This window comes from Methylocystis sp. SB2 (assembly GCF_049817085.1).
GTDB lineage: Bacteria > Pseudomonadota > Alphaproteobacteria > Rhizobiales > Beijerinckiaceae > Methylocystis > Methylocystis rosea.
Genome location: NZ_CP187401.1, coordinates 2,301,450 through 2,321,362 on the forward strand (window position 1 = coordinate 2,301,450; position 19,913 = coordinate 2,321,362).

Here is a 19,913-nt window from a genome sequence, read left to right on the forward strand (position 1 = left end):
CGTCGGCGCGTACATGAGATTGTACGGAGCCGCATGACGTACGACGTCTCGACATTGATCGAACATTTCGTCGAAGACGTCGAGTTGAACTACAGCTGCTCCCGACTTGGCGTGCTTCCGCCGGGACAATGGCGCGGGCGCGATGCGCTGCGCGCCCATTTGCGTCGCGTCGACGTCGATTATGAACCGCTCGACGCGGAAGTTCTCTCGGTTCTTGTCGAAGGCGACAATACCGTGGTGCGATGGATCAGCCGGTGGCGCCACCGCGCCACCGGCCATATCCACAGCATGGACATGGCGCATTTTCTGCGCTGGCGGAATGGACTCGTTTCGGAAATGTACGAGTTCCGGGATCATCGTTGCGTCGCCCGCGGCGCCGATTTCCTGCCGCAAAGCCTCGACGACATTCTCAATCCCCGCGGCCCGGGACTGCCGCGCGATGAAATGGCGCGCCGGTTGATCGCCATGGGCAGTTTCTCATGCGCGCCCGACATCGCCCTGTTCCGTGAGCTGTGTTCGCCTGACGTCGTGTGCGAATTCGTTGGCGACCGCGCGGCGGTTTCGCACGCCGGGCGACATCGCGGCATAGAGGCGCTGATCAACATCGTGCGCAGCATCGAGGTCGAGTTCGAGCAACTCGGACTCGCCATGCCCGAGGTCATCGTCGATGGCGGCGCCGCCGCTGCGCGCCGGATCGTCGAATGGCGACATCGCGGCACAGGCCGTTGCGGCCAAGTTCAGCTTGCCGACTTCGTGCGCTTCGAGGACGGCCGCATTGTCGAGATCGTCGAATTTCGCGACAGCACGGCGCTTTTGCAGATGCAGGCGTAACAAAGCGCGTGACGTGTGCGATGCGATTCAGTCAGTCCAATCGACATCCGGCGATCATCGCTCGCCGTCGCGTCGAGTACGGATGTGACGGCCCGGCGCGTCGTTGCGGCCAAGGAGCGGTCCGCCCGTGACTCTCGAAATTGTGGATTTCGATCGGCTCGAGTGTCGCTTTGTCGACCATCGCTGGGGCTTCGTTGAGGAGCGCGCCGTCGACATCGAGCGCCATTGGGAGGAGCGTCGCCGCGCCAATCCGGCGCTCTACGACGGCTCGGTGCTGCTCGCCTGTCGCGTCGAGCGGGCGATCGGCGAAGACGGCGCGCGCATCTTGCGCATGGCGTTCTTCGAGACGCCTTTCTCGAGCTTTCTTGCCTGGCGAGAATTCGGCTGGCCGGACGAAGCCGTATACAATTGCTTCTCGATGCCGGCGGCGCGCGCGACGGACGGCGCCTATCTCCTCGGTGAAATGGGGCCAAGCCACTCATTCGCCGGTCAGCTCTATTTTCCCTGCGGAACCCCCGACCCTTCCGACGTCGTCTCGGGCGGTCGCGTCGATCTTGCCGGCAGTCTTGTGCGCGAACTCGCTGAAGAGACGGGCCTCGCCGCTTCGGAGGCGCACGCGTCGGCCGGCTGGACGGCGATATTCGATCGCCAGCACGTCGCCTGCGTCAGGAGGCTGGATTTCGATGCGCCGTCGCACGCCCTCCTCGCCAGGGTGAAGGCCTTTATCGCGACCGAAAGCGCGCCCGAACTCGCGGACGCGCATATGGTTTCGAGCTTGACGTCGCTTTCCGACCCGCGCCTGCCTGCCTTCATGGTCGCGTATCTTTCGCGCGCCCTCGCCGGCGCGGATGAAATTTCGCGTCGCGCGGGTTAGATTTGCGCCAATGACTCGACCGCAACACTCCGGCGTCGTCCTTCCAGCTCCGCAAGCGTCCAGTGACGAGCGCGCTTTGGCCGTGCGCGCCGCCCTGAACGGCAGGGTTATCGTGCTTGTCGGAATGATGGGCTCGGGTAAGAGCGCGATCGGCCAGAGGCTGGCCGGACGTCTCGGCCTGCCTTTCGTCGATGCGGACGCTGAGATCGTCGCCGCGGCGGCCGGCATGTCCATTCCCGAGATTTTCGCCAAATATGGCGAGCGCTATTTTCGCGACGGAGAGAGGCGCGTCATCATGCGGCTTCTGAACGGCGGCCCGGTCGTGCTCGCCACCGGCGGCGGCGCGTTTCTCGACCCGCGCACGCGCGACCGCATCGCCGAACGGGGCGTATCGGTGTGGCTTGACGCGGATCTGAAGACCTTGCTGAAACGCGTGCGCCGCAAGAATGATCGTCCCCTGCTGCAGACGGAAGATCCGGAGGAGACGCTGCGCCAGTTGATGGAGGCGCGACGCCCCCTATACGAACTTGCCGATCTTCGCGTCGAGTCGCGCGAAATTCCGCAGGATGCGATGGTGGATGATACGCTCGCCGTTCTCGCCGCAGGCTTGCCGATGTTGGAAGACTTGCGACAGCGGGCGCAAAGCAAAGGTTTCGCCAAGGCCATGACGCATCTCTATCCCGCGCGCGCTGAAGGCGACGCCCGCCGCCAGGAAATTGTTCGGGTCGCGCTCGGCGGGCGCTCCTACGACATCATCATCGGCGACGGGCTGCTGCAGCGCGCCGGCGATTATATCGCGGAGATCGCGCCCGGCGCCGCATGCGCCGTCATCACGGACGAGAATGTCGCCAGACTGCACCTTCCGACGGTCGAGCAGAGTCTGAAGGACGCCGACTTGCGTGTGACGACCATCATCGTTCCGCCTGGCGAGGCGTCAAAATCGCTTTCGGTCTATGGCCGCGTCTGCGACGACGTGCTGACTGCAAGGATCGAACGGCGCGATCTGATCGTCGCGCTTGGCGGCGGCGTCGTCGGCGACCTCGCCGGATTCGTCGCGGCGAGCGTGCGGCGCGGCTCACGCTTCGTGCAAATTCCGACGACGTTGCTGTCGCAGGTCGATTCTTCGGTCGGCGGCAAGACGGGGATCAATTCGCGCCATGGCAAGAATTTGATCGGCGCCTTTCACCAGCCCTCGCTGGTTCTGGCCGACGTCGACACGCTGCGGACGTTGCCGCTGCGTGAGTTCCGCGCCGGCTACGCCGAGGTCGTGAAATATGGCCTGATTGGCGACGCCCGGTTCTTCGATTGGCTCGACGCCGACTCGGAAGCGGTGTTCCATAGTCAGGCGGAACAGATTTGCGCCGTCGCGGTAAGCTGCGAGACCAAGGCGACGATCGTCGCGCGTGATGAAACGGAGCAGGGCGAACGGGCGTTGCTCAACCTCGGTCACACGTTCGGCCACGCCTTCGAGCGGCTGACCGATTACAACAGCGCGCGCCTGGTTCACGGCGAGGGCGTTGCGATCGGCATGGCGTGCGCCGCGCGCTTCTCCGTGCGCCGCGGCCTGTGCCCCGAGGCGGCGGCGGAGCGCGTCGAACGCCATCTGAAGGCCGTCGGCCTGCCGACAAAGATCCGCGACATTCCGGATTGGCGCGACGACGCCCAGGCCATTCTCGACGCCATGTATCAGGACAAGAAGGTTGAGCGCGGCGCGCTGACCTTCATTCTCTTGCGCGGCATCGGCCAGGCGTTCATTGCAAAATCTGTCGACGCCAACGAGGTGCTTGGCTTTCTTAAAGACGAGCTAAAGCGGACATAGCGCCATGCATGGGCTCGAATCCGGCGCGCCGCAGGTCGACATATGGACTGCGGTCGGCATCGTCATCGTCTGCGTGTTCCTGTCGGCGGTCTTTGCTGGATCGGAGACGGCGCTCACCGCCGCGTCGCACGCCCGGATGCATTCGCTGGAAAAAGAGGGCGATAAGCGCGCCGCCGCCGTCAATCGGCTGCTGCGCCAGCGCAACCGCATGATCGCCGCGCTGTTGCTTGGCGGCACTCTGGTCAATATCGGCGGCTCCGCTTTCACCACGAGCGTGCTGGTCGTCGTCGCGGGTGACAATGGCGCGGTGTATGCGACCGTCATCATGACCGTGTTGCTGCTCGTTTTCGCCGAGGTTCTGCCGAAAACGCTGGCGATCAACCATCCCGACGAAACGTCGCTGCGCGTCGCGAAGTTTATTGCGCCCTTCGTGCGAGTCGTCGGGCCGCTCCTCGCGGGCGTCGAATATATCGTGCGCATGGTGCTCGCGTTGGCGGGCGTCGAGGTCGGCCATGGCCGAACGGTTCGCTCGCCCTATGACGAATTAAAGAGCGCCGTCGATATTCTGCACGACGAAGGCAATGTCGAGCGCGCCGCGCGCGACATGTTCGGCGGCGTCCTCGATTTGCAAGTTCTGCATGTGTCGGACGTGATGATCCACCGCACCAAAATGCGCACGATCGACGCGGATCTGCCGCCGGACCAGATCGTGCGCGAGGTGCTGTCGTCGCCCTTCACCCGCATGCCGCTCTGGCGCGAGCGACCGGACAATTTCGTCGGGGTCCTGCATTCGAAGGACATACTGCGGGCGCTGAACGCCGCAGGCGGCGACGCTTCCAAGCTCGACGTCGGCGAGGTGATGTTCGCCCCGTGGTTTGTCCCCGAGGCGACGACGCTCGAGGATCAGCTCGAAGCCTTCCTGAAGCGTAAGACGCATTTCGCTTTGGTCGTCGACGAATATGGCGAGGTGATGGGACTCGTCACGCTCGAAGATATCCTCGAGGAAATCGTCGGCGACATTCGTGATGAACATGATCTCGCGGTGCAGGGCGTGCGTCCGCAGCCTGACGGGTCGGTGCTGGTCGACGGCGCCGTGCCGGTGCGCGATCTCAATCGCGTCATGGCGTGGGAGCTGCCCGATGAGGAGGCGACAACGATCGCGGGACTCGTCATCCACGAGGCGGGCGCGATTCCGGAAGCCGGGCAGGTCTTCACCTATCACGGTTTCCGTTTCGAGGTGATGCGGAAGATCAGGAATCGCGTCACCGCCTTGCGGGTGACGCCGCAGCAAGCCGTATGACGAAGCGCGCGGAGATCGCTTTTTAAATTTCGGCGGATAATTCGACTTGCAGGCCTTCGGCGCGATACGAGAGCCTGACGTCTCCGCCCATCTGGCGCGCGAGCACATTGGTGATCAGGAAGTGCCCGACTCCGGTTTGCTCCGGGTGTTCGACCTTTGGCCCCCCCGTCTCCGTCCAATTCAAGATGAGACGCGGACGATCCTCTTCGCGATCGATACGCCAGCTGATCGCGATCCGACCCTCGTCGTCGGAGAGCGCTCCGTGCTGCTCGGCGTTGGCAAGTAGTTCGTTGATGGTCAGACCCAAGGCGGAGGCGACCGCGGAGCGCAACTCCACGTCTTCGCCCGACAGTGAGATGCGCTCGGCGTAGTCGTGGCTGCCACAAGACAGCGCGATCATGAGCAGGTCTCTGAGCGGCGTTCGTTCCCAGGAGGTCTGCACGAGCAGCGTGGAGATGCGGCTCAGACACTGCACGCGGTGCGAGAAGCCTTGCTGAAAGCTCGAAAAGTCCTGCGCCGTGCGCGCGGTGATATTGGCGATTCCCTGGATCATCGCGAGCGAATTGTTCACCCGGTGATGCAGCTCGCGGTTCATCATCTGATTGTGCATCTCCGCGTTTTTGATCTCGTCGACGTCGGTGATGGCGACGATCGCGCCGATAACGGCTCCCTTGTCGTCGCGGATCGGCGCGCCGACGATGTTGATCCAGACGTAGGCGCCGTCGCCCCGCTCGATCTTGCACTCGAGCTGCGGATGGTTCTCCCCAGCAAGGGCGCGCGCGAGCGGGTATTCCTCATTCGCGACCGGGCGGCCGTCCTGATGAATAGCGTTCCATTTGGAATAGGCTTGCGTGCTTTCCGAGTAGCGAACAGGGCGACGCAAGATCGCTTCAATGACGTGATTGCCCTCGACGATTCGTCCGCTCGGGGCTTCGGCGATGATGATTCCGACCGGCACGGCGTCAAGCAGCGCGCGCAGTTGCAGATTCGCCCCGGCGCGGCTGACGATCGTCGAGCTTTTCATTAGTAGATCGTTCAGCTCGGACAGCCTCTTGCGCTTTTCGCGCAGGCGCTCATCCATGTCCTGAATGCTATGCGCGATCGCATCGACCTCAGGAACCCCGGTGTCGCTCCAATGCGAGGCGCCGCGCGCTTCCACGGCCAGACTCAATTCGGCAAGTTCATGTTGCGCCCTTTGCGTCTCCCGGCGCTGTCTCACCAGCAAAAAAATCACGGCGATCGTTGTCGCCAGCGCGAGCGTGAGCGCGCCAACGATCAGCCGCCAGACCTCGATCATGTTTGTCGCGCCTTCCGCGGCGCGGGCGGCAGACGTCATCGCCAGGAAGAACATGGGCGCAGCCCGCAAAGCGCCGCCCCCCGGCGCCCGCGGGTATGGTTTGGCCGTCGCCGACACGGGCGGCGACCGCCGGGCTGATCGACCGTTATGGCCTTCCGTCATTACGCTGCCAAAAATTTCGGGACCCTGCCGGGCGTAACCGTCAGATAGTGCGGTTTCTTGGTCGCGCATCCCACGCGAAGGCTTGGCCTGTCAAACCGCGCGGGAGGGTCGCCGGGCTGCGAGGTCCGAGACGGTGGGATCGGTGTCGATGTCGCTCGTGTTGAGCAGACCCAGATGCTCCGCAAGTTTGGCGCGGGCGCGATTCAACCGGCTCTTGACCGTGCCAATGGCCACGCCGCAGATCTCCGCCGCTTCGTCGTAGGAGAGCTCGGTAATCCCGATCAGCAGCAGAATTTCCTTGTGTTCGGGGGCAAGCTTATCAAGCGCCGCCTGAACGTCGGTCAGGGTGAGCGCCGACTCCTGGCCACCCTTCACGGGGATCTGCTGGGCCAGGAGATTGTCGCTGTCCTGCACTTCGCGCGAGCGTTTCCGATAGCTCGAAAAATAGGTGTTGCGCAAAATGGTGACGAGCCAGGCGCGCAGATTGGTGTTTGGCTGAAAAGAATCGGCGTGCGACCAGGCTTTGACCAGAGTGTCCTGGACCAGGTCGTCGGCGAGGCTATGCGATCCGCACAGCGAAATGGCGAAGGCGCGCAGATAGGGCATCTGCGCCACCATCTGATCTCCGAAGGCCTCGTCGCTCATTTCTTTTCGCGCTGTTTGGCTTCCAGCTTGGCCAGCAGCACAGTGAACTTGTCAGGAATAGGTTGGTGGATCAGATCGTCGCAATAAGCGCGAAAAACGCGCCCGAGCTGAGCTTGAACCTTCGGGTCCAGCGCGACGCCGTCCAATTGGGAGCCGTCAGCATCGGCTTCCTCCCGATCTCCTGTCTTATTATTCAAATTCGGTTCCGCGTCGCGGGAAGGTCCGTCGTGGTCGTGAGGATTTTCGCGTTGGCTCATTCTCGACCCCGAGTTCGCCCGAGACTGGCCGCATCTACCCGAGGCGGCCGAGCGACGACCTCCCTTGATGGAACGCGTAAGAACACTAATTGTTCCGCCATTGCAACAAGGAACACTGTGACATATCAGCGGGCGCTTGAATTGACTTGGGCGCTGGGCGGCATAGGATGAAACCATGAACCTCTCCCGGGAAATTGCGGTGCACCTGCCATACCTGCGCCGGTTTGCGCGGGCGCTCTGCGGCTCGCAAAAGAGCGGCGACGCTTACGTCGTCGCCACGCTCGAGGCGCTGGTGGTGGATCCGGATGCGTTTCCACCGAATATGTCGCCCAAAGTCGGGCTTTACCACCTCTTCATGACGTCGTGGTCGTCGATCCGGTTGAACACCGAAGCAGCGCCCGATGACGAGATATCCGCGGCGCAGCGCAATATCAGCTTGCTGACGCCGCGGTCGCGACAGGCCTTTTTGCTGCGCACGGTCGAAGGGTTTTCGGTCGCTGACGCCGCCGCGATACTCGGCGCGACCGAAGAAGAGGTCGAAGCGCTCGTGACGGAGGCCGGCCGGGAAATCGCTGAACGCGTTGCGACGGACGTGCTCATCATCGAGGATGAATCGCTCATTGCGCAGGACATCGAGTTCATCGCGCGCGATCTGGGCCATCGCATCATCGGCGTCGCCCGCACCCATCAGGAAGCCGTGGAGCTCGCGGCGCGCAAGCGGCCAGGGCTCATTCTCGCGGACATTCAGCTTGCCGACGGCAGCTCTGGTCTGAACGCCGTCAACGAAATGCTCGAAAGCTTCGACGCGCCAGTGATTTTCATCACTGCATTTCCCGAACGCCTACTGACCGGCGAGCGGCCCGAGCCGGCTTTTCTCATCAGCAAGCCGTACAAGGTCGATACGGTCAAGGCGACGATCAGTCAGGCGCTGTTCTTCGAGCGCAAGGCGTCTCGCGCGGCCTAGCGGCTCGCAGCGGAATATCCCCATCAACGCCGCCCAAGTTTCACGAAAAGGCCGCTTCAAAGCTGTAGTCTAGCTGTTTCGGCGCGCCATATAAGATACGCGCATAAGGGCTCCGCTGAGCCGCTCGAGAAGAGCCTACGTCGCTTTCGGCGCGCTCGAGCCGAGGGGGCTCTTGGACTGTGAATAGTCAAGCTATAGCGGCAAACGTAGCTGCAGAGGCGACGCGGCCTGCTCGAGCGCGTTGGCGGGAGTTCTGCGCGCTTGCTCTGGGATTTTGGGCCGGCGAGCAGAGCCGACGGGCATGGAGCCTGACAGGGTTCGTCGCCCTGTGCATCGCGCTGCAGCTTGGGGCGCAGCTCAGCATCAACGAATGGAACCGCAAGTTTTTCGACGCGCTCGAAAGCAAGAACGTCGAAGCGTTGAGTTGGGCGACGATCCTGTTGCCCGCCCTCGTCGCATTCAGCGGCCTCGCCATCAGCGGAACGCTCGTCGCGCGCATGACGCTGCAGATGCGCTGGCGAGAATGGCTCACTGAGAAACTCGCAGGCTGGTGGCTCGAGGACCAACGCTACTACCGTCTCGAGATCGCCGCAGCCGAGCAAACCTCGCCGGAATACCGGATCGCCAAGGACGTGCAACTTGCCGTCGAGCCGCTGGTCGAATTCGCCGTCGGCTTTTTGACGGCGCTGGCGACGGCGTTGGCCTTCGTCGGGATTCTATGGACCGTTGGCGGCGCCCTGGAGCTGAATCTGTTTGGGGCGCGCCTCGTGTTGCCGGGGTATCTCGGCTTCGCCGCGGTGATTTATGCGACGATCGCCGGCGGCCTCGCCTACTTCGCCGGCCGTCCGCTGGTTCCGGCCGTTGCGCAGAAGAATGAAGCTGAAGCGCAGTTCCTCTCTGAACTCACACGGCTGAAGGAAAACGCGGAAAGCATTGCGCTCATTCGCGGCGATGCAGACGAATTGAGTTCTGTCCTGCAGAACTATCGACGCGTCGTCACCGCCTGGATTCGCCAGATCCATCGCAACGGGGTCATCGCCACCGTGCAGAGCGCCAATGGCGCGCTGGTGCCGCTTATTCCGCTCGTGCTCGTCGCGCCCAAATATCTCACGGGCGCGCTCACGCTCGGCGCGGTCATGCAGCTTACCGCCGCCTTCGTCTCGGTGCAGATCGCCTTCAACTGGTTCATCGACAATTCGGTGCGCGTCGCGGAGTGGATGGCCTCGGCCAACCGGGTCGACGAACTCGCAGAAGCGCTCGAGAGTCTGGATATCGCCGTCATCATGGAGGAGAAAGAGTTCATCGATATCGGCGTCAGCGACGACGACACGATTCACCTAGAAGATCTCGCGGTCGCGCATCGCAATGGCCGAATCGTGATTGCTGGCGCGAACGTTGTCATTCCCACTGGCGAAAAGCTGCTGGTGGCGGGGCCGAGCGGCACGGGAAAGAGCACGCTTGTTCGCGCCCTCGCCGGGTTATGGCCGTGGGGCTCCGGGCGTATTCTCCTGCCGAAAGACGCCCACATCGCCTTTGTGCCGCAGAAGCCGTACATCCCCCTGGGCACGCTTCGTCAGGCCATGCTCTATTCAATTTCCGACAAGGACATCACCGACGACATGCTCGAAGGCGCGATGCGGCGATGCGGCCTGGGTTATCTCGTCAAGCATCTCGACGAAGAGCAGCGCTGGGACCAAACGCTTTCCGGCGGCGAGCGGCAGCGAACCGCTTTTGTTCGGCTCTTGCTGGAAAGGCCGCAGATCATCATCATGGATGAGGCGACGTCGGCGCTCGACGAAGAGAGTCAGGTTTCGATGCTGCGCCTGTTCAATGAAGATCTCGCCGGCGCGACGGTGATCAGCGTCGGCCATCGCGTTGGCATGGAAGATTTTCACGACAAGAAACTCGTTCTTGAGCGTCGCCCCGCCGGCGCGCATATTACGAGCCGTAAGCTGCAAAAATCCCTGTGGCACTTGTTCGACGACGCCGCGCTTCATTGATTTGTTGGCGCTAGGGCAGGCTCCGAAAAAGTTGACAGGCTTTTTCGGTAAGAACCTGCTCCAACATTTTGATGTTGAGCGATTCCCTACCGACCACATGATTCCATGTGATCGGTAAAGCGCGCCAGGCGTTCGCCGCGCATGTATCCTCAACTGTGCCCAACGATCCATATATCGGACTTCCCGAAGGACATATCGTTTGCTCTGCGTCGATGAGCAAACGCGACATTGCATTTGAGCGGCGCAGATTTCTTTGACCCTTTGGGAGGATCAGATATGCAAATGGCTTACAACGGAGCAACGCCATCGGTCGCGCCGATGGGCGTGACCATGGATCAGATGTTTGCGCCGCAGGGCTTTATCGGCGGCGCGCTCGGCAGCGCGCTGGGCGGATTAGGCGGCGGCGCGATTGGCCGCGCCTTCGGCAACCAGAATCTCGGTCGGCAGATCGGCAACGTCGCGGGCGGCGTGCTCGGCGGGTTGCTGCCGTTTGAGGCCGGCCCGCAGGCCTACGCCGGGACCTATTACGTCCCGCAAACGGCTTCGCCCGGCTTTGCGCCTCAGGGGATCGTAGGCGACGCGCTCGGCGCTATCGGGGCGCCGCTCGGCGGCTTCATCGGCGGCCGCTTCGGCAACGCCGGTCTCGGCCAGACGATCGGCGGCACGGTGGGCGGTCTTGCCCAGCGCTTCCTGCCGTTCGACGCCGGCCCGCAGCCCTACGCCGGGACCTATTACGTCCCGCAGACGGCCGCGCCCGGCTTTGCGCCTCAGGGAATCGTAGGCGACGCGCTCGGCGCCATCGGCGCGCCGCTCGGCGGCTTCATTGGCGGCCGCTTCGGCAACGCCGGACTCGGCCAGACGATCGGCGGAACGGTGGGCGGTCTCGCTCAGCGTTTCCTGCCGTTCGAATCCGCGCCGGTGTTCGCGCCGCAGGGGATCGTCGGCGATGCGCTCGGCGCGATCGGTGCGCCGCTCGGCGGCTTCATTGGCGGCCGCTTCGGCAACGCCGGACTCGGCCAGACGATCGGCGGAACGGTGGGCGGTCTCGCTCAGCGTTTCCTGCCGTTCGAATCCGCGCCGGTGTTCGCGCCGCAGGGGATCGTCGGCGACGCGCTCGGCGCGATCGGGGCGCCGCTCGGCGGTTTCATCGGCGGCCGCTTCGGCAATGCGGGACTCGGTCAGACGATCGGCGGCACGGTGGGCGGTCTCGCTCAGCGCTTCCTGCCGTTCGAGGCGGAGCCGGTTTTCGTTCCGCAGGGCTTCATCGGCGATGCGCTCGGCGCGGTCGGGGGCCGGGTTGGCAACTGGATCGGCGGACGCTTCGGCAACGCCGGCGCTGGCCAGACGGTTGGCAATGTGGTGGGCGGACTTGCCCAGCGCTTCCTGCCGTTCGAAGCTGGCCCACCGGCTGGAACTTATTATGTCCCCCAGACGGCTGCGCCTGTGTTTGCGCCGCAGGGCATCGTCGGTGATGCGCTTGGCGCGATCGGCGGACCCGTTGGCGGCTGGATTGGCGGTCGCTTCGGCAATGCGGGACTCGGTCAGACGATCGGCGGCACGGTGGGCGGACTGGCCCAGCGCTTCCTGCCCTTCGACGCCGCGCCGCAGCCCGTCTACTACGTGCCGCAGATGCAGGCGCCGATGTATGGCTGACGTTTGAGCGACGCGATCGACGCGACGCATGAAGAATGATCAGCTGCAGCTTCCGGGCCGATTCATCGGCCCGGAAGCCCTCAAGAGATCAGGATCGCGACATGAGCGCAACGAACGGCATCGATCAATTTCTGGTGGCGCCGCGGAACGCGGCGGGCGTAGAAGATTTAGCTGCTTTTGAACAGGCGATGCAGTCTGTTCCCGGCGCCGCAATTCTTCAGCGCGCCGGCAAGGCCGGTCAACCGAGGCTGGTCGTCGCTTTACCTGCGGCGAGCGCAAGTCAATTGCGCGAACAATTTGGCGCGACCCTGATCATCGAACCAAACGCTCCGCTGAAACCATTTTAGCGCCGGCGCGCGTCCTTCATGGCGATGCGCAGGCTGGCCCGAATTTATTAGGAGAGTCGAAATGGCTGGTCCCGACAATAGCAATCCTGCGCCTAATGGCCACAACCCAGAGCCCGCCGCGCCTGCGCCGAATGGTGCCGAAGCGCGGGTCGAACCGATGGCGATAGCGCCCACGGAGCGCTTTATGATCGCCTCACGGCGCGTTCCTGGATTTGCGCCTGCTTCCGCCATGGATCTCGCCAATGCGCTCCCCGACGTAAAGATTGTGCGGCGAATTCAGCCGCGCGGTCTCACTGCCTTTTCCGCCGGGGGTCCCTCTTCGCAGTCGCCGGAAATTCTCGTCGCCGAGATGGACCCTGCGCGCGGCGCAGCGCTGCAGGCGTCGGCGCCGCCCAACGTCATCGTGGAGCGCGACGCCTTTCTTCGCGCCTCGGACGACTTCCGTCCTTTCGACTTCAACGGAGCCATGCCGATAGCGGCGGGCGTCGGAGTCGACGTTCAGCTGCGCGTCGTCGGCGCTGGCGGCAAGCCGCTGCCCAAGGCCACCGTCTATGTCTATGGCCAGGGCTTTCCGGGCCAAGGCGTCACGAATGAGCGCGGCGAAGTCGTCGTGACGGTTTTTGGCGGACCGCTTGAAACGATCCAGGCGATTTACGTCAAACCTGCCGCCGATCATTGGGATCGTATGCTCCGCGCGCCAGCGCTTCAGGCCGGCGCCGTGAACACGGTGCAATTGCGTCCGCTGACCGAACGCTTCAACGGCTTTCCTCAAAACGGCATGGTTGGCTGGGGCCAGCGCCTCATGAAGCTCGACCGGCTCGATCCTTCATTCACCGGCGCCGGCGTCAAGATCGGCATCATCGATTCAGGTTGCGACAGCGCGCACCCGCAGTTGCGCCATGTGACGCGGGGCGCCGATCTCACCAATGGCGGCGACAAGACGAGTTGGTCGAATGATCAAATCGGCCATGGAACGCATTGCGCCGGAATCATTACGGCCGCCTCCGATGGCGTCGCCGGCATTCGCGGCTTTGCGCCGAGGGCGGAAGTTCACGCGTTGAAAGTATTTCCCGGCGGACGGTTCAGCGATCTTATCGACGCGCTCGACGAATGCATCGAACGGCAGCTCGACGTCGTCAATATGAGCCTTGGCAGCGGCGATCCTTCCGAACTCGTCGCCCAGAAAATCTCCGAAGCGCGCCAGAGCGGCGTCGCCTGCATCGTCGCCGCCGGAAACTCCAGCGGACCCGTGCAATTTCCCGGCATGCTGCCGACAGTGCTGACGGTCGCCGCGATGGGCAAACTCGACGAGTTTCCTTCTGACAGCTACCACGCTCAGACGGTCGTTCCGCAACTTGTCGCGGGGACGATGTTCTCGCCGAAATTCACGTGCTTTGGGCCGCAGATCACTGTCGCGGCGCCGGGCGTTGCAATTGTCTCCACCGTACCTGGCGGAGGCTATGCGGCTTGGGACGGCACCTCGATGGCGACGCCTCACGTCACCGGCATGGCGGCGCTGCTTCTCGCGCACCATCCGCTCCTCGCTGGGGCGCGGACGGGGCGCAACGAGCAACGCGTCGCGCAGCTCTTCTCGTTGTTGGCCGCGTCGGGCGTCCGCTATCTCGGCGACGCCACGCGCGAAGGAGCCGGCGCGCCGGATTTTGAGCGCACACCCAGTCTCGCCGCGGCTCAGCCTTTGGGCGCGGCTGCGCCGGCGAACGCGGGACTGGCTCCCGCGGGCGCCATGATCGACGGATTTGCTCCGCTGAGCGCGCCAGCGCCTTGGGCCATCGATCCTGCGATGATGCAAAGGGTCAATCCGGCGATCATTCAGCGCATGATGCAGTTGCGGGCCGCGGGACTTATTTAGTCGCAAGCACGAGCGGTCTCCGATCAATCGGCGAATGAAGCGCTTCTCCGTCATGTGCGGGGGAGCGCTTTCGCATCGAGTGCGCCGCTTCGCCACGGCCGCGCACTTGCAGCTTCTGCAGAACATTGTGCACGTGATTCTTCACCGTGCCGAGTTCGATGCGTAACCGACGGGCGATCTCCTTATTGGGCAGCCCGCGCTCGATCAGTTCAAGTATTTCCCGCTCGCGCGCCGTAAGCGCGTCCTTTGCGTCCGCGCCGGACGAGAGCGACTCCTTGCCGATAGGCCGACGCTCCTCGACGGAATGAATCGCGGGCGCCGCTGTCAATCGCTCGAGCAGTTCGACAACATCTTCAATCGACCCTTCGCGAGGGATGACGCCGACGATCGATGGACAAGCGGCCGCCAGTGCTGGGCTAGCCGATGCCGGCGCGCCGATGGCGACGATTCGCAAATCGGGATGCTGCGCGGCGAGACCTTGCGCGATCGCAAGGCCTTCCAACTCGCCGACGTCGAGCAGAGCAATATCGGGCGCCAAATCAGCCGCTACCGCCCGCGCGGCGTCACACTCGACGACCCCGACGACGGACATTCCCTCGTGCTGCCCAAGACGCAAGCCAAGCGCCTCGCTGAACAGGCGCATGTCGCTGACGATCAAGATGCGCGCGTTTCGCGGCGGATTTGCCGATGTAGGAACAAACGCGCTCTGCGCTGAGAGACCGGGGTCCAGGGCGGAATCGTCTCGGAAGGCCGCAAACCGAGGCATGGAACTACTCCTGAGCGCTATGTCTGAGTGGGCGCCTAATACATTGGCGCGTTTTGAAAGGCGTGACGCCCGGGCGTCATCGCCTGCAATTTTTCGGTTTCAGCGTCATGGCCGTTGTTAAACCGCATCGACATTTAGCCATCATGACGCCTCCAGGAGGCGTATGGGGCGACAGTCAACATGGGGTTTCATAAGCGCGCTTTCGCGAGCTTTGTCCTCCTGCAAATGAATGGTTTGAAAAGCCTCGACAGCTGTTTGCGTTCGAAGCTGCTTTCAAGACGCCAAGGCGCAGTTTGCGATGAGCGATGTAGATTAGCGTCCGCTATTTCTTCGTCGGATGGAGAATGACATGCTCCTGTTCGTCGCCGTCATTGCGGGCGACGATGGCGATCGCTGCTTCGCTGTCGCTCAAGTTTACGGGCTGATGCAGCACGTCAGGAGGAATGAAGATAAAATCGCCAGCGACGTTCACGACGCGCTTTTCGAGATTTTCGCCATAGCGCGTCTCGACACGGCCTTGCAGGAGATAAATTGCGGACTCATGGCCCTTATGGGTGTGAGCCTGCGCCTTGCCGCCGGGAGGAATGACGACCTTTAGCAGCGACAATCCCTTTGCGCCGGCGGTCTTTGTAGAAATTCCAGGGAAGATCGGGAGCGACTGCTTCGATTGTGACGCTTCGCCGACACGCACCGTCACAATATCCTTCCCATCCTTATTGCCTATGATCGACGTCTCTGACGCCGCCGTCGACACAAGGGCTGCAAAGATCAAGGAAAGAAGCAATGGGTTGCGCATGGCGTTCACTCCAGAGGTTTGAGGCGCGAGACTATAGCGCAGGCGCGAGACGCATCGACAAGCGGCTGGTTGGGCGATGAGCGACGTTTCTCTGATGATCCATGGCGGCGCCGGCGCGATTCGCGATCCGCATCGTTATGAGGCTTCCTTGCGCACGATCGTTGAATCGGGCGCCAGTCTTCTTGCAAAGGGATCTTCGTCGCTAGATGCGGTTGTTCACTGCGTCGCGCTGCTCGAAGACGATCCGCTTTTCAACGCCGGTCGCGGTTCCGTGCTCAACGCCGAAGGCGACGCCTTATGCGACGCGTCGATCATGGACGGCCGCACCCTTAAGGCAGGCGCCGTCGCCGCGATACGCGGCGTCAGAAATCCGGTGCGTCTGGCGTATGAGGTGATGGGGAAGAGCGGCCATGTGCTGCTTGTTGGCGCGGGAGCCGAGCGCTTCGCGCGAGAGCAGCAGTTCGCGTTCGAAAGCGACGACTACTTCAGGACCGAAGAACGCGTCGCGCAGCTCGCCAAGGCGAAGCGAAAGCACGAGATCGCGCTCGATCATTCTGACGCGACCGATGCGAAGCTCGGCACGGTGGGCGCCGTCGCGCGCGATCGCAACGGCGATCTTGCAGCAGCGACGTCGACCGGGGGCGTCGTGAACCAGCGCGCCGGCCGCGTCGGCGATTCGCCGCTCATCGGCGCGGGAACATTCGCCGATAATGCCAGTTGCGCGGTGTCCTGCACCGGCGTCGGCGAGGATTTCATCCGCACGACGTTGGCGCGCGCCGCCGCCTGTTTCGTCGAATTTCGCTCGATGCAGGCTGAAGAAGCGGCCCGCGCCGCGATACGCTATCTCGTCGACAGAGTGGACGGCCGCGGCGGCCTCATTCTCGTCGATCGCGAGGGGAGATGCGGACGGGCGCACGCGACCCCGGGCATGCTGACGGCGACATTCGCCGAGGGCGTCGTTCGGGTCGAGACAACATAGAGCGCGTATCGATCACATGGAGTCATGTGATCGATAGGAATCGCTCAAACGCAAAATGGTTGGAGCAGGTTCTCATCGAAAAAGTCTGTCAACTTATTCGGAACCTGCTCTAGGCGCGGTCGTCTCAGACCGCCCCTGTGCGCGGCGTATGCCGTCGACGCTCGGCGAGCCGCTGCGCCAGAGGGTGCCTCCGATCGAGCGCAAGTTGCGTCAACGGCGCGACGAAACTTAGGGCGTCGATTTCGCCAGCGATCTCGAAGCGGCACATCAGACCCTGCGTTTCGCCCGCATCGAAGATGTCGACGACGACGAGCCGCGGCGCGCTTCGCCCGATTGCGCCGCGCGCGCGCAGAAATGCGAGGAGCGCCGGCCGGGGGCGAGCGGAGAGGGGCAGGGCGTCGCGCAGATGGTGGACAAGACTATCCCGACTGACGCGATCAGAATCCATTTGCCGCTCCATCAATAAACAAAAATGCGATGCAATCTCAGGCGTTTAGGCAGTCTTCAAAAAGGAGACGCGGCTTTGCGCAATCCGTCAAGCTGAGCGGCGTTCCTTTCCTGTGCATAGAACGGCGTCGTCAAGCCGTCGGCGCCGATCGACATCACGCCAATAGCGATCACTTAAATTTGGAGATGAGATCCTGACGAAGAGCAAAAATCCGCGCGCGCTCAGAAGTCAGTCATTGAATGCTGACCGATCTGCTCATGAAAAAACGCAAGTTGCGGTCAGTCCAGTTCAAACATTTCTTTATAATCGTGCTTCAGCGACGCGTTCTGATCATCTTTGCGCAGATAGCAGTCGCCGATCACCAGCGTGTCCATCTCCGTGCCCATGAAGCAGCCGAAGGCGTCCTCGGGGGTGCAGACGATGGGTTCGCCGCGCACATTGAAGCTCGTATTGACGAGGACGGGACAGGCGGTCATTCGCTTGAACGCCGTAAGCAGCGCGTGATAGCGCGGATTCGTCTCCTGATGCACGGTCTGAATCCGCGCGGAATAGTCGACGTGGGTCACGGCCGGGATGGCGCTGCGCGGAACATTGAGCTTGTCGATGCCAAACAGGTTTTGCTGCTCAGCCGTCATTGCGTGACGATGTTTTGCGGCGACGTCGGCGACGAGCAGCATGTACGGGGAGTCGCCTTCGAGCTCAAACCAGTCCGCGACATCCTCGCGCAACACCGAAGGCGCGAAGGGCCGAAACGACTCGCGATATTTGATCTTGAGATTGAGCGTTTTCTGCATCGTGTCGGAACGCGGATCGCCCAGGATCGACCGCCCGCCAAGCGCGCGCGGCCCGAATTCCATGCGGCCTTGAAACCAGCCAACCGCCTTTTCGTCGGCAAGGTCCCGCGCCGCCGCTTCGATAAGATCGCCTTCCGCCATCGGCACGAATTTGGCGCCCACGGCGTGTAGCCGGCGCTCGATCTCGGCTTGCGGGAACGAAGGACCGAGATAGGAGCCGCGCATGGCGTCGCCGCCGCCGTTGAGGCTTCGGGGATTTTTTTTGTAGTGATAGTAGCCGGCGAGCGCCGCGCCGAGCGCGCCGCCAGCGTCGCCGGCCGCCGGCTGAATCCAAATCTGGTCAAAGCTGCCGTCGCGCAGCAGTTTTCCATTCGCGACGCAATTCAGCGCCACGCCGCCGGCGAGACAAAGATTGCGTGCGCCGGTCTCTTTGGCGAGCGCACGGGTAAGCCTGAGGACGATCTCCTCGGTGACCGCCTGTATCGAGGCGGCGATATCCATGTGCCGCTGCGTCAGGAGTTCCTCCGGCTTGCGCGCCGGTCCGCCGAAAAGTTCGTCGAACTTGGCGTTGGTCATTCGTAGTCCGGTGCAATAATCGAAATACGACTGATCGAGTCGGAAGGTGCCGTCCGGCTTCAGGTCAATTAAATTATCCAGGATCAAATCGGCGTATTTCGGCTCGCCATAGGGCGCAAGGCCCATCAGCTTGTATTCGCCAGAGTTCACCTTAAACCCGGTGTAATATGTGAAAGCCGAATACAGCAGGCCCAGGGAATGTGGGAAGCGCAATTCGCGCTGCATGGTCAGTTGATTGTCACTGCCCAAAGCGACCGACGTCGTCGCCCACTCGCCGACCCCATCCATCGTCAGAACGATCGCGTCCTTGAACGGAGAGGGGTAGAAGGCGCTGGCGGCGTGGCTGAAGTGATGCTCGGCGAACAGCAGCCTTTTCGACCAGTCGACATCCGCCGAATAGGCCTTCATCTCTTTCAACAGCAGCGACTTTTGAAAGAGCTTTTCGCGCAGCCACAGAGGCAGCGACATCTTGAACGACTGAAATCCGCGCGGCGCAAAGGCGATATAGGTTTCCAGCAGCCGCTCGAATTTGACGAACGGCTTGTCGTAGAAGGCCACGAAATCTATGTCTTGAGGCGCGGCGCCGGCGGCCTCAAGACAATAGTCGATCGCGTGACGAGGAAAGCGCGAGTCGTGCTTTTTGCGCGAAAATCGCTCTTCCTGAGCGGCGGCGATAATTTCGCCATCCTCCACCACGGCGGCTGCGCTGTCGTGGTAGAAGGCGGAAATGCCAAGTATCCGCATCGCGCTTTAAAACAGCGTATAGATGAACGGAGCGACCGCGGTGCCCTGCAGAACGATCAGCGCGCCGATCAGCAGCATGATGACCAGAACCGGCGCCATCCAATATTTCTTACTGGTTTTGAGATAATCCCAAAGTTCGAGCAGGAAACTCATTTTATCTCTCCCTCAGAATTGCTTGCTCATGTCGCTCGCCCCTTCGGGCGTATTGCGCATGGTCCAGTAGGACGTCGCGTTCTTGTCGAACGAAAGTTTGAGCGGATCGGCGCGGCGCAGTCGGAAAATCACCGCGATCGGGAGGATCACTCCAAAGAACAGGACGCCCATGATGATCGGGTTGGTGATTTTGTGCAGCGCCAAGCCCAGCTGGTGCCACAGTCGGTTAAGCGGCCGCAGTTTGGCTGGCGCGACGAACGCCGCCGCGGCGAAACCAAGCGCTGCGGCGAGCCCCCAGAAGTGAGGCGCCTCGCCGTGCCGAAGCGGCAACATGCTGATGACCGTGATCGCCGCGGCGATCACCAGCCCGAACGATCGATCGGACCCCATAGCGGCGGAACGGTCTCTCGAATAGTCCTCATGCGACATTCAGACGAGACCCCCCAGGTCGCCTCACCATCTCCGCGGCTCGCGAACAGCAAACCTTCGCGATGCTTCACCAAATTCCAATTCGCCTCATTTCAAGGCGCAAATTAAGGGATATCGCCCGGCGTATCAAGCTGCCGGTCCGCCGCGCCGGGCCTGGGGAGCGTCACTCCCATCGCGTTATTTCCGCAGGTTGCCAAGCCGTCGCGGGC

The 19,913-nt window shown here is 62.6% G+C and carries 19 protein-coding genes; 10 read left to right on the top strand and 9 right to left on the bottom strand.

Annotated features, from left to right (window positions below; translation table 11 throughout):
* Positions 1-33: 33 nt before the first annotated feature.
* The 4 genes from ACPS74_RS11235 (at position 34) to ACPS74_RS11250 (ending at position 4,824) form a co-directional block, all read left to right on the top strand.
* Complete coding sequence (locus ACPS74_RS11235) at positions 34-831, top strand: nuclear transport factor 2 family protein (protein ID WP_036241504.1); 798 nt, start codon at positions 34-36, stop codon at positions 829-831.
* A 127-nt stretch (positions 832-958) separates the two neighbouring features.
* The gene (locus ACPS74_RS11240; protein ID WP_029649006.1) at positions 959-1,705 is read left to right on the top strand and encodes an NUDIX hydrolase; all 747 of its coding nucleotides are present in this window, start codon (positions 959-961) and stop codon (positions 1,703-1,705) included.
* Between the two features lie 10 nt (positions 1,706-1,715).
* The gene (gene aroB / locus ACPS74_RS11245; protein ID WP_083481315.1) at positions 1,716-3,524 is read left to right on the top strand and encodes a 3-dehydroquinate synthase; all 1,809 of its coding nucleotides are present in this window, start codon (positions 1,716-1,718) and stop codon (positions 3,522-3,524) included.
* Between the two features lie 4 nt (positions 3,525-3,528).
* Positions 3,529-4,824 (top strand): HlyC/CorC family transporter, encoded by a 1,296-nt coding sequence (locus tag ACPS74_RS11250; protein WP_029649008.1) that lies wholly within the window; start codon positions 3,529-3,531, stop codon positions 4,822-4,824.
* 22 nt (positions 4,825-4,846) lie between these two features.
* Here ACPS74_RS11250 and ACPS74_RS11255 read toward each other — a convergent pair whose 3' ends face one another.
* From ACPS74_RS11255 to ACPS74_RS11265, 3 genes are all read right to left on the bottom strand, one after another.
* Positions 4,847-6,175, bottom strand: coding sequence for an HWE histidine kinase domain-containing protein (locus ACPS74_RS11255; RefSeq protein ID WP_239753652.1), 1,329 nt, complete (start codon positions 6,173-6,175; stop codon positions 4,847-4,849).
* Positions 6,176-6,373: 198 nt separating this feature from the next.
* A complete protein-coding gene (locus ACPS74_RS11260; protein WP_029649010.1) occupies positions 6,374-6,928 on the bottom strand; it encodes a sigma-70 family RNA polymerase sigma factor in 555 nt (184 codons plus the stop codon).
* Positions 6,925-7,185, bottom strand: a complete 261-nt coding sequence (locus ACPS74_RS11265) for a NepR family anti-sigma factor (RefSeq protein WP_029649011.1) — start codon at positions 7,183-7,185, stop codon at positions 6,925-6,927. The genes ACPS74_RS11260 and ACPS74_RS11265 overlap by 4 nt, the downstream gene beginning before the upstream one ends.
* 175 nt (positions 7,186-7,360) lie before the next feature.
* Here ACPS74_RS11265 and ACPS74_RS11270 point away from each other — a divergent pair, with 175 nt between their 5' ends.
* From ACPS74_RS11270 to ACPS74_RS11290, 5 genes are all read left to right on the top strand, one after another.
* A complete protein-coding gene (locus ACPS74_RS11270) occupies positions 7,361-8,149 on the top strand; it encodes a response regulator (protein WP_029649012.1) in 789 nt (262 codons plus the stop codon).
* A gap of 179 nt (positions 8,150-8,328) precedes the next feature.
* Positions 8,329-10,149, top strand: coding sequence for an ABC transporter ATP-binding protein/permease (locus ACPS74_RS11275; protein ID WP_051381708.1), 1,821 nt, complete (start codon positions 8,329-8,331; stop codon positions 10,147-10,149).
* Positions 10,150-10,431: 282 nt separating this feature from the next.
* Complete coding sequence (locus tag ACPS74_RS11280) at positions 10,432-11,802, top strand: hypothetical protein (RefSeq protein ID WP_239753651.1); 1,371 nt, start codon at positions 10,432-10,434, stop codon at positions 11,800-11,802.
* Positions 11,803-11,903: 101 nt separating this feature from the next.
* Complete coding sequence (locus ACPS74_RS11285) at positions 11,904-12,149, top strand: hypothetical protein (RefSeq protein ID WP_029649392.1); 246 nt, start codon at positions 11,904-11,906, stop codon at positions 12,147-12,149.
* Between the two features lie 61 nt (positions 12,150-12,210).
* Positions 12,211-14,019: a S8 family serine peptidase gene (locus ACPS74_RS11290; protein WP_029649390.1), complete on the top strand. Its 1,809-nt coding sequence runs from the start codon at positions 12,211-12,213 to the stop codon at positions 14,017-14,019.
* Here ACPS74_RS11290 and ACPS74_RS11295 read toward each other — a convergent pair.
* Together ACPS74_RS11295 and ACPS74_RS11300 are read right to left on the bottom strand one after the other, a co-directional pair.
* Positions 14,012-14,677 (bottom strand): response regulator transcription factor, encoded by a 666-nt coding sequence (locus tag ACPS74_RS11295; RefSeq protein ID WP_239753650.1) that lies wholly within the window; start codon positions 14,675-14,677, stop codon positions 14,012-14,014. The two genes, ACPS74_RS11290 and ACPS74_RS11295, sit on opposite strands and share 8 nt — an antisense overlap.
* 430 nt (positions 14,678-15,107) lie before the next feature.
* Entirely contained in the window at positions 15,108-15,581 is a 474-nt protein-coding gene (locus ACPS74_RS11300; RefSeq protein WP_239753649.1) for a cupin domain-containing protein, read from the bottom strand.
* Positions 15,582-15,657: 76 nt separating this feature from the next.
* Between ACPS74_RS11300 and ACPS74_RS11305 the strand changes: the two genes are divergently transcribed.
* Complete coding sequence (locus ACPS74_RS11305; RefSeq protein ID WP_029649383.1) at positions 15,658-16,560, top strand: isoaspartyl peptidase/L-asparaginase family protein; 903 nt, start codon at positions 15,658-15,660, stop codon at positions 16,558-16,560.
* 124 nt (positions 16,561-16,684) lie between these two features.
* Here the strand turns inward: ACPS74_RS11305 and ACPS74_RS11310 are convergent, their stop codons facing one another.
* The 4 genes from ACPS74_RS11310 to ACPS74_RS11325 all read right to left on the bottom strand — a co-directional run bounded on the left by ACPS74_RS11310 (position 16,685) and on the right by ACPS74_RS11325 (position 19,704).
* Positions 16,685-17,008: a hypothetical protein gene (locus tag ACPS74_RS11310; protein ID WP_036241586.1), complete on the bottom strand. Its 324-nt coding sequence runs from the start codon at positions 17,006-17,008 to the stop codon at positions 16,685-16,687.
* Between the two features lie 278 nt (positions 17,009-17,286).
* Entirely contained in the window at positions 17,287-19,122 is a 1,836-nt protein-coding gene (locus ACPS74_RS11315; protein WP_029649381.1) for a carbamoyltransferase family protein, read from the bottom strand.
* Between the two features lie 6 nt (positions 19,123-19,128).
* Positions 19,129-19,275 carry a DUF5989 family protein gene (locus tag ACPS74_RS11320; protein ID WP_014891398.1) on the bottom strand — a complete coding sequence of 49 codons (147 nt, stop codon included), beginning with the start codon at positions 19,273-19,275 and terminating at the stop codon, positions 19,129-19,131.
* Between the two features lie 12 nt (positions 19,276-19,287).
* Positions 19,288-19,704, bottom strand: a complete 417-nt coding sequence (locus ACPS74_RS11325; RefSeq protein WP_029649380.1) for an SxtJ family membrane protein — start codon at positions 19,702-19,704, stop codon at positions 19,288-19,290.
* Between the last annotated feature and the right edge of the window lie 209 nt (positions 19,705-19,913).